This is a genomic window from Citreimonas sp., assembly GCF_042096055.1.
GTDB lineage: Bacteria > Pseudomonadota > Alphaproteobacteria > Rhodobacterales > Rhodobacteraceae > Citreimonas.
On the sequence record NZ_JBELMH010000053.1, the window covers coordinates 1 to 8,265 of the forward strand.

Here is an 8,265-nt window from a genome sequence, read left to right on the forward strand (position 1 = left end):
GCGATCCTGTGCAAGTTCCGCAACAACGGCCAGACCTGCGTCTGCGCCAACCGCATCTACGTGCAGGCCGGCGTCTACGACCAGTTCGCCGAGAAGCTGGCCAAGCGCGTGTCCGAGATGAAGGTTGGCGACGGCCTCGAGGAGGGCACCGAGCTCGGCCCCCTGATCACCGAGAAGGCCGTCGAGAAGGTCGAGGCGCACATCGCCGACGCCAAATCCAAGGGCGCCAAGGTGATCCTCGGCGGCGAGAAGCAGCAGATGCAAGGCAGCTTCTTTCAGCCGACCATCGTCACCGGCGCCACGCAGGATATGGCCTTCGCGACCGAGGAAACCTTCGGCCCCCTCGCGCCGCTGTTTAAGTTCGAGGACGAGGACGACGTCATCGCCATGGCGAACGACACGATCTTCGGGCTGGCGTCGTACTTCTACGCCCGCGACCTCAGCCGCGTGCACAAGGTCGCCGAGGCGCTGGAATACGGCATCGTCGGCGTGAACACCGGCCTCATCTCGACCGAGCTCGCCCCCTTCGGCGGCGTCAAGCAATCCGGCCTCGGCCGCGAGGGCAGCCACCACGGGATCGAGGATTACCTCGAGATGAAATACATCTGCCTCACGGTCTGACACCGCGCCCCCCCCCCGGATCCTCCCGGGGCGGCATCGCATCCCTGCCCGAAGAGCACGCGCTCGTGTTCCTTCATCTTGGCGCAAATACTCCGGGGAGCGCGAGGGGCAGAGCCCCTCGCCGTCTCGCCCGCGTCCACCTTGACGAAAGCGCAGCGTCGCGCCACGTCACGGCGATGATCGTAGCGCTCGCCCTGCCAACCCTCGTGCTTCTGGCTCTCGCTGTCGCGGTCGCCCGCGGTGTCGAGAGGCTGATGCCCGAAACGTCGGCCGGGCTGGCGCTGCAGGCCGTGGTCTCGGCCGCGGCGCTCACGTTGCTGTCGGCAGCCGCCTTCGCCGGGCTCTATGCCGCGGGCAACGCGCCGCTGACCGCGTTGCTGGGCGCCGACCCGCGCGGCGGGTTCGCGCATTTCCTCGGGTTGGGGCTCAAATCCGCGCTGATCTGGGCACCGCCGATGCTGCTCGTGGTGGTGACCGCGCCGCGGCGCTGGCGGCACGGGCGCTGGTAGACGCGCTCTGGCCAGCGCATCGCGGATCGTCTATCCCCGAGACACAGGCGAAGGGGGTCTCGCATGGCCTACGTGAAGTGGACGTTCATCATCGTGTTCTGGCTGCTGGTCGCGGCCTTCCTGCACTACACGTTGCCGCAGCACGACATCGTGCGGATCACCGATACGTACGAGCGTCGCATCGATCCCGGCCAGAACCGCTGGTTCTGGGCGCAGCCGGACGTCGGGAGTGACGGCACCGCGGTCAATCGCGACGTGTTCTTCATCCAGACCCGCCGCGCCGACGGCGACGTGATGGTCTATCGCAACGAGGACACCGGCTGGGGCTGGCCACCCTACTTCAAGTTCAACACCTCGAACCTGCAGGCCGAGGCCGCCGACCTGCGCTCGACCGCGGCCGAGCCGGTCTGGGTCGCGATCAGGCACTACGGCTGGCGGGCCGAGTTGTTCACGATCTTCCCCAACGCGCTCTCGATCCACCGGGTGGAGGGGCCCGACGCCCGCGTGATCCCGTGGACGGCAATCGTGATCCTGATCGTGCTGGCGGCGGTCGGCTGGGCGCTCTGGGTCCGCTGGCGGCGCTTCCATCGCAATCGCATCGCGCCCGCGTTCGACAGCATGGGTCAGCGCATGGACAGCGGCGGCGGATTGCGCGGCCTCTTCGGGCGCCGCCGCCCCTAGAACCGGGCGTCGGCCCCCGGCGCGTTTCCTTGATTCCGACGCAAATCCGGCACGACAATGACGGATCGTGCCGCTACCGGCTGGGTCAGGAGACCCGACACAGCCGATGCCCAATCTCGCAGCGACCCTTGCGCTGGCGGTCTGGCCGCTGATCTCGCTGCTGCTGTTCGCGCAGCGGCCGCCGCGGTACGCGCTGATCTGGTCGTTGCTGCTGGGCTACCTGTTTCTGCCCGAACGGCCCGCCGGCTTCGACTTTCCGCTGATGCCGCCGCTGGACAAGCACAACATCCCCGCGCTCGCGGCGTTCTTCCTGATCCTGACGCGCAGCGGCCTGCCCGGCCCGCTGCTGCCGGTGAACCCCGTGGCCCGGGTGCTGACGCTGGTCTTCGTCTTCTCGCCGCTGCTGACGGCGATGACCAACCCGCTGCCGGTCAGCTACGGCGTGGTGTTCCTGCCGGGGCTGGGGCTCAAGAATGCCGTGGCGCTGGTGCTGGGGCAGTTCCTGCTGATCCTGCCTTTCCTGCTGGCGCGGCAGTTCCTGGCCACCGGCGGCGCGCAGAGGGTGCTGGTCCGCGCCTTGGTGGTGGCCGCGGTGCTCTACACGATCCCGATGCTGATCGAGATCCGCCTGTCGCCGCAGCTCAACATGTGGTTCTACGGCTATTACCAGCACGAGTTCGCGCAGACGATCCGCTTCGGCGGCTTCCGCCCGATGGTGTTCCTGTACCACGGCATCTGGGTCGCGTTCTTCACCATGACCGGCCTGATCTGCGCGCTCGCCCTGTGGCGCCTGCGCGACAGCAGCCGGCGCAAGCAGGCGCTGCTGGCGGCGGCGTGGCTGGCGGTCGTGCTGGTGCTGGCCAAGTCACTGGGGGCGATGATCTTCGCGGCGTTGCTGGTGCCGCTCGTACTGCTGCTGACCCAGCGCGCGCAGATCCGCGTGGCGCTGGTGCTCGCGCTGCTGGCCACGGCCTACCCGGTGCTGAAGAATGCCGAACTCGTTCCCGAGGACCGGATGCTGAACGCCGCCGCCCGCGTCGATGCCGAACGCGCCGGCTCGTTGCGATTCCGCTTCGACAACGAAACGCGGCTGATCGAGCGCGCCTACGAAAAGCCGTTCTTCGGCTGGGGCAGCTACGGGCGGAACCAGATCTTCGACCCGCGCTCGGGCGAGATCGACACCGTGACCGACGGGCGCTGGATCATCCTCATCGGCACGCTCGGCTGGGTCGGCTACCTGGCCGAGTTCGGACTGCTGCTGTGGCCGCTGGTCGTCCTGTGGTGGCTGTCGCGCGGCCCGGCGGCCGCCCGCATGGCCGCCACGACCGGGCCGTTGTGCCTGCTGCTGGCGATCAACATCGTCGATCTTCTGCCCAACGCGACGCTGACCCCGGTCACCTGGCTGATCACCGGTGCCCTGCTGGGCCATGCCGAGCGTCTGACGGTGCGCGGCGCCGCGCGCAGCCGGCTGGGCGCGATGCGGCTGAAGTGGAAATCGGTGATGTGACGGCGCTCAGGCTCCGCGGGTGCGGAACCGCTGCACGACCGCCATGGCCAGTTGCCCCGGCAGGATCGCGACGCAGCGCGCATACCGGCCAGCCAGCCGCCGGGGATCGGACAGCGCCCGCCACAGCCACTCGACCGAGAGCCGCCGTGCCCAGACCGGCGCCCGCCGTTGCGTTCCGGCGATGAAATCCAGCCCCGCCCCGACCGATGCGAACCCGACCTGCGGCGCCAGCACGCGCCCGCGCGCGGCGAGCATTTCCTGTCGCGGGGCGCCCAGCGCGATGAAGCACAGCCTTGCCCCCGACGCGGCCACCTGCTGCAACACCTCGTCGCCGCCCGGTCCCTCGGGGTCGAAGCCCATCGGCGGCGCGATGCACAACACCACGTCGATGTCACGCGCGTCGCGCTCCAGCGCGGCCTTCGCCGCCGCCAGCGTCTCGGAAGTGGCGCCGACCAGCGCCACCGGAACGCCCTGCCGCGCCGCCACCCGCGCCAGCGGCAGCACCGCGTCCGACCCCGGCACCAGCGCGATCGGGCGTCCCGCCAGGCGCGCGGCCCAGACGATCGGGTTGCCGTCCGCAGTCACCAAGTCATGCGCCGCGTACGCCTGCCGGAAAGCCGCCGATTGTCGCAGTTTTACCAGGTGGTCGAGGTTCAGCGTCGCCAGCGCGAAGCCCCGGCGTTGCGCCAGTCGTTCGGTCACCCGCGCCTCGAGCGCGGCCCAGTTCGGCACGGTGACGCGCACCGTTTGTCCTGCGGCGGTGAAGTCCATGGATGTGCATTCTCCTCCCGGAAAAGAAATAGCGACTATCGACCGCCAATACCGTGATATTCTAGCAACAACTGTACGGAATCGCGCGTCCTGCGCCGGCTATGGGCTCAGCGCGCGCGGCCGCTCACAAAGCCCGCAATACCTCCTTATTCCGGCCAGAATTGGCTGGTTAACCACCCGGTGACTGCGGCCCGCCATACTGGCCGCCCACCAAGACGGATGAGCCATGCGATACGCCCGGACACAGAAGGCCGCACCCCGGCGCCGGGTCCCGGGTGGATGCACCGGCACGGGGCGGCCTGCATGAGCGCCAGCCCCCGATTCCGCCGTCGCTGGCCGCTGCGCGAAGGTGCGGAAAACCGTGACAACGCGCGCCCCCTCGACGCGCCGGCGACGCCAGCCCCGCAGCACCCCGAGACGTTGCCGACCCGCCCGCCCCGCGCACGCGTGGTCGCGACGCGGCGCGCCCGGCCGGGGTCGGCACCCGAGCAACAGACTGCCAGCGATAATCAGCCGGTAAGCGCCGCGGACCTGCCATCGAAATCTGACCCGGCGATGCACGGGGCCGCGACCACGGCAATCACCCCCGCGCGGCGTGTGCGCATCGCCGCGCTGCCGAAAGCCAAGGTCGCGCGGGTGCTGCGCCGAGTGCGCGGACAAGGCCCCGCGCTCGGCTCCGCCGCGCCAGGGACCGAGACGGCGCACGCTCCAGAAGCCGCACCGGATCAGGTCGCGCCTGTCGGGGACGCCTCTACTCATCCGGACCGCACCGCCGACGCAGTCGCGTACCCTCCCGTGGGCGGCGCTGAAAAGAACGATGGTGAGACACCCCGAACGGCGGCAGAGGTGCAGCAGCCCGCCATACCCCCCGCCCCCGAAACACGGCGAGCCGCCGGGGAAACCGCTGCGCCGCGGTCGCCCGCGCCGCGTCTCGCGCCCGCGGATGCGACGGCGCGGCAAGCGCAGGTGTGGGACGCGCTGGATACCTTTTCGGCGTCCAGCGCGCATCTCGACCGTCACCGCGTGGTCGCCGCCCTGCGCGACGATGCCGCGCACGCGGCCTTCGATCTGCTGCGCACGCGCCTGCTGCACACGCTCGCCGACAGGGGCTGGAAGCGCGTCGCCATCACCTCGCCCACCGCGCGGTGCGGCAAGACCTTCACCGCCGCGAACCTCGCGATCAGCCTGTCGCGCCAGGAAAACTGCCGCACGATCCTGCTGGACCTCGACCTGCGCCGCCCGTCGCTGCATGGCACGCTGGGCCAGGCCAATCCCGCATCAATTGGCGACATGCTGCGCGGCGACGTGGCCCCGGCCGACCATCTGCTGCGGCTGGGCGCGAACGATTTCGACGGCGGGCACGGCCTGGCCGTCGGTTTCAACGGCCGGCGCGAGCGTTTCGCGGCCGAGCTGATGCAGGACCCGCGCACGGCCCGCACGCTGTCGCGGATCGAGTCCGAGTTCACGCCGGACGTCATGCTCTTCGACCTGCCGCCGGCGCTCTACACCGACGACGTGATGGCGTTGCAGCCGCATTTCGACGGCGTGATCCTCGTCCTCGGCGGCGGCATCACCACCCCGAAAGAGGTGAAGGCGGTCGAGCGCCGCCTCGGCGACAAGGTGCCGCTGCTGGGAATGGTCCTGAACATGGCCGAGGACGGCCAGATCCAGCACTACCCCTACTGAAGCGCCGCCTCCGCGAAGCGACGCCGCCTCAGCCCCCGAAGAACACCCGCCCGATCGCGTCGGCCAGCCCGCCCGTCACCATCCAGGCCGCCAGCGCGAGCAGCAGGCCGAGCGCCGCCGCCCAACCCAGCCGCACGTGGTTCGCCTGCCGGCGGTCCACGTCGTTGCTGATATGCGGCACAGCGACCACGGGCGAGACGCCCAGCGCGCGCTCCATGTGCCCGGTCGTGCGGATCGCCGGGTTCAGAAGCTCGATCGCCGCCGCGAGGCCCAGCCCGGCGGCGACGCTGAGCATCGCGCCCAGCAGCGCGGCCGACCGGCGGCTGCGCGACACCGCGTTCACCGGCACCAGCGCGGTCTCGAGCACCTCGATCCGGTCGGTCTGCTCGCGGTCCTCCAACTCGCGCCCCAGTTCGGCCTCGGCCTTGCGGCGGGCGAGCACGGTGAACTCCTCCTGCAGCTGCGCCAGTGCCCGTTCACGCGCGCTGAGCGCGCGCTCGACCTCGGGCGCGGCGGCCAGCATGGTCTCGATCTGGTCGATCCGGGCCCGCAGCAGCGCGCGTTGCTCGCGCAGAAGCGCCTCGTTGCGCGCCTGAACCTCCTCGCGCTGCCGTTCGGCCGAGGTCTGCAGCGCGAGGATCTGGCCGTCGACCTCCAGTTCGCTGGAGCGCAGCGTGCTGAGCTGGCGGCGCAATTCGATCAGCCCCTCGGGCAGTTGGTCTGCATTGGCGCGCTTGAACGTGGCCAGCTCGGTCTCGAGCGCTTCTATCTCGTCGCGCACGCGGGTTTCCTCGGTCGCGAAGAACTCCAGCGTGTCCCGCGCCCGGGCCGCCGCGCGGTCGCGCGATTGCGTGATCACTGAATACATCAGCTCGTTCGCGACGTCCGCGGCCTTCTGCGGGTCCTCGAGCTGCACCGTGATGTAGAGCCCCGAGGGCGTGTCCGTCGCCGCGCCGAGCGGGTTGACGATCTCCTCGATCCGCGCCGCCTCGCGCATCAACGCCAGCCGCTCGGGCAGCGCCAGCGACGGATCCTCGGTGAACAGGTCGTACTGCTCCATCACCGCAAGAAGGCTGTCGCGGGCCATCAGGCGCTGCTCGATCAGCCGCACCCGGCGCGCCGACTGGTTGGTCTCGGCACCGGCACCGGCGAGGTCGTCGGGCACGCGCGCGTCCTCGATCTGCAGCACGGCCGTGGCCTCGTAGGTCTTGGTCATCTGCAGCGCGTAGAACAGCGACAGGATGCAGCCGGCGATCGTGACCACCAGGATCACGAACGCGCGCCGCCGCAGCGCCGCGATGATCTCGTCGAGCGATTGAAACCTGTCCATCATGCGCTCCCGCGAAGGGTTCTTGATGCGGCCGGCTGGATCGCACCGGCGCACGCATCGTGCGGAGGGGTTGCGTAGCAAGCGGCGCGCAGCGCTGTCACGCTCGCGGCGCGTGATGCGACGAAAGCGCCGGCGCCTGTGGTGCACGGACCACGCGCGCGCGGATTGGCCGCCCGCGTCATGGCGCGCCCTCGGCGGCCCCGGCCGGCACCGCGCAGAGGCTGAGGATCCAGCCCGGCACCCGCCAGTGCCGCACCGGCAGCGCACGCCCGCGCCACGCGCACGGCAGCGCGTCGGTTCCGGGGCCGTCGAGCCGCACCGAGTCGCCGCACAGCCGCGCCGCGTCGAAGCCGATCATCGCGCCAGTGGCGGGAAACTGCGCCTTGAACGCCGCCTCCTTGGCCCCGAAAGTAGCCAGCGGATCGGTGGCCGGTTCGTCCGGGCGCAGGATCGCGGCGGCGGTATCGGGGTCCAGCGGCGTGTCGCGCTCGAGGTCCAGACCCAGGCCCGCCCAGTCGCGCGCCCGTCCGACCACCGCCATCGCGACGCCGCCCGCATGGGTGATCGAGCCGCGGATGCCCTCGGGCCAGACCGGCGCACGGCCGGCACCCTGCGGGATCGCGCAGACAGGCTGCCCCATGCGCACCAGCGCGGCGCGCGCGGCGATCCGGCCGGCCACGAAATCGGCGCGCCGCGGCGCCCGCGCCCGCACCAGCCCCGACCGTTCGTCGGGCCACAGCGCGCAGGCGTCGTCGCGCGCCGGCACCGCCGCGCGCCACAGCCCCGGCGGCCAGCCGGCCTGCGCCAGCAACCCGTCTCGCTCGGCCGGGGTCATGCCGTTCGCCTGGCGCGCATCGCACGGCGGCGCGCCATCGCCATCTCACGTGCGTTGGCCTGGCCTTCGTCTGCCGCAGGCGGATTCGTCGGCGGATCCGAGGGCACCCCCCGCAGCGCCGCCACGCGGGCGGCGAGGTCAGCCAGCACGGGGAAGCGGAAGATGTCGGTGATGGCGAGGTCAGGCACCTCCAGCGCGTCGCGGATGTCGCGATGCAGCCGCACCGCCAGCAGCGAATGGCCTCCGAGGTCGAAGAAATTGTCGCGCGCGCCGGCCCGCTCCACGCCCAGGATTTGCTGCCACAGCGCGGCCAGCCTCTCCTGCA

9 protein-coding genes are annotated in these 8,265 nt (G+C 70.9%); 5 read left to right on the plus strand and 4 right to left on the minus strand.

Annotated elements, in window-relative coordinates:
- The 4 genes from ACFDTC_RS12220 to ACFDTC_RS12235 form a co-directional block, all read left to right on the plus strand.
- The coding region (locus ACFDTC_RS12220) for an aldehyde dehydrogenase family protein (protein ID WP_375259160.1) at window positions 1-621 on the plus strand (621 nt) is incomplete at its 5' end.
- 176 nt (window positions 622-797) lie between these two features.
- Window positions 798-1,130: a hypothetical protein gene (locus ACFDTC_RS12225; protein ID WP_375259161.1), complete on the plus strand. Its 333-nt coding sequence runs from the start codon at window positions 798-800 to the stop codon at window positions 1,128-1,130.
- A gap of 63 nt (window positions 1,131-1,193) precedes the next feature.
- Window positions 1,194-1,811, plus strand: coding sequence for a DUF1523 family protein (locus tag ACFDTC_RS12230; RefSeq protein WP_375259162.1), 618 nt, complete (start codon window positions 1,194-1,196; stop codon window positions 1,809-1,811).
- A gap of 106 nt (window positions 1,812-1,917) precedes the next feature.
- Window positions 1,918-3,318 (plus strand): hypothetical protein, encoded by a 1,401-nt coding sequence (locus ACFDTC_RS12235; protein WP_375259163.1) that lies wholly within the window; start codon window positions 1,918-1,920, stop codon window positions 3,316-3,318.
- A gap of 6 nt (window positions 3,319-3,324) precedes the next feature.
- On the opposite strand, the gene ACFDTC_RS12240 is transcribed toward ACFDTC_RS12235, so the two are convergent.
- Window positions 3,325-4,089, minus strand: coding sequence for a WecB/TagA/CpsF family glycosyltransferase (locus ACFDTC_RS12240; protein WP_375259164.1), 765 nt, complete (start codon window positions 4,087-4,089; stop codon window positions 3,325-3,327).
- A gap of 303 nt (window positions 4,090-4,392) precedes the next feature.
- On the opposite strand from ACFDTC_RS12240, the gene ACFDTC_RS12245 reads away from it, so the two are divergent.
- Window positions 4,393-5,775 carry an exopolysaccharide biosynthesis protein gene (locus ACFDTC_RS12245; RefSeq protein ID WP_375259165.1) on the plus strand — a complete coding sequence of 461 codons (1,383 nt, stop codon included), beginning with the start codon at window positions 4,393-4,395 and terminating at the stop codon, window positions 5,773-5,775.
- A gap of 28 nt (window positions 5,776-5,803) precedes the next feature.
- Here ACFDTC_RS12245 and ACFDTC_RS12250 read toward each other — a convergent pair whose 3' ends face one another.
- The 3 genes from ACFDTC_RS12250 to ACFDTC_RS12260 all read right to left on the minus strand — a co-directional run.
- Window positions 5,804-7,108, minus strand: coding sequence for a Wzz/FepE/Etk N-terminal domain-containing protein (locus ACFDTC_RS12250; RefSeq protein WP_375259166.1), 1,305 nt, complete (start codon window positions 7,106-7,108; stop codon window positions 5,804-5,806).
- 175 nt (window positions 7,109-7,283) lie between these two features.
- A complete protein-coding gene (locus ACFDTC_RS12255; RefSeq protein ID WP_375259167.1) occupies window positions 7,284-7,940 on the minus strand; it encodes a 4'-phosphopantetheinyl transferase in 657 nt (218 codons plus the stop codon).
- Window positions 7,937-8,265: phosphopantetheine-binding protein (locus ACFDTC_RS12260; RefSeq protein WP_375259168.1), on the minus strand; the 329-nt coding region annotated here is incomplete at its 5' end. The genes ACFDTC_RS12255 and ACFDTC_RS12260, both read right to left, overlap by 4 nt.